Source organism: Rhodococcus sp. P3_B8, from assembly GCF_056402775.1.
Genome location: NZ_JBFUGT010000641.1, coordinates 1 through 1,173, shown reverse-complemented (window position 1 = coordinate 1,173; position 1,173 = coordinate 1). Strand labels below are relative to the sequence as shown.

Here is a 1,173-nt window from a genome sequence, read left to right as displayed (position 1 = left end):
GCACCAATCCGTGCGCGAGCAGGGCGAGATCGCCGCCCGACTCGTCCTCGACGCACTTGCCCCCATCCCAGACGGGGATGCCCCCACCGCCGTCACCGCACCGACCACACTCGTCGTCCGCGGCAGCACCGGACCCGCACCGGATCACGCTCGGTCACTCGCGGCTTCTTCCGACGACCCACACCCCGAACTTGCCGGTAGCCGCCCCGCGGTTCCCGCGCACCCCCAGGAGAGATGATGCGACTCGCCCTTCCCGACCACTGGGTCTGGGACAGTTGGATGACCGACGACGGCACCGATTACCACCTGTTCTTCCTCCGCGCCTCGCGCGCCCTGCAGGACCGCGAACGCCGCCACTACCGCGCGACCATCGGTCACGCGACGTCTCCGGACGGTGAGGAATGGACCCTCACCGCCGACGCGCTGGCGCCCTCCGATGGCCCGGCCTTCGATGACCTCGCCACCTGGACCGGCTCCGTCGTCCGCGACACCGGCGGACTCTGGAGCATGTTCTACACCGGAGTGAGCCGGGCCGAGAACGGCCTCAAACAACGCATCGGCCGCGCAACCTCCCCGGACCTGCTGACCTGGACCAAGGACCCCGACCTCGTCCTCGAGGCCGACGGCCGCTGGTACGAACGCCTCGGCGAAGGAACCTGGCCCGACGAAGCCTGGCGCGACCCTTATGTCTTCGAACATGCCGGTCAGTGGCACATGCTGATCACCGCCCGAGCCAACACCGGCGACCCCGAGGGCCGCGCCGTCGTCGGCCACGCCACCAGCGACGACCTGAACCACTGGCACATCCAACCCCCACTGTCGGCGCCCGCCGGCTTCGGCGAAATGGAGGTGCTCCAAGTCCACGACGTCCAGGGAAAGCCAGTCCTGGTGTTTTCCTGCGCGCCCAAGAACGCCCGCGTGACTGCCGAGCACAGTGCGGGGACCTGGATCGCCGAGGGACAGTCCCTGCYCGGGCCGTGGAAGGTCACCGACGCGAAGAATGTCGACACCGCGGACCTGTACGCGGTGCAGATGCGGCAGGCACGAGACGGCAACTGGATGACGTGGGGCTTCAACAGCGGCGGACCGCAATTCGGCACCATCTCGTCCTCGAGCTACCTCCCGCCCACCGCCACAGAAAGTTCGACACCGACGACCTGACACCACCGATAC

Annotated in this window: 1 protein-coding gene and 1 pseudogene; both read left to right on the top strand. The window is 68.4% G+C overall.

Features of this window, described 5'->3' with window-relative positions; translation table 11 throughout:
* A pseudogene (locus tag AC1D1G_RS45410) lies at positions 1-238 on the top strand (LacI family DNA-binding transcriptional regulator); the annotation flags it as partial.
* Complete coding sequence (locus AC1D1G_RS45405) at positions 238-1,161, top strand: glycoside hydrolase family 68 protein (RefSeq protein WP_477956960.1); 924 nt, start codon at positions 238-240, stop codon at positions 1,159-1,161. The pseudogene AC1D1G_RS45410 and the gene AC1D1G_RS45405, both read left to right, overlap by 1 nt.
* The last annotated feature ends 12 nt before the right edge of the window (positions 1,162-1,173 follow it).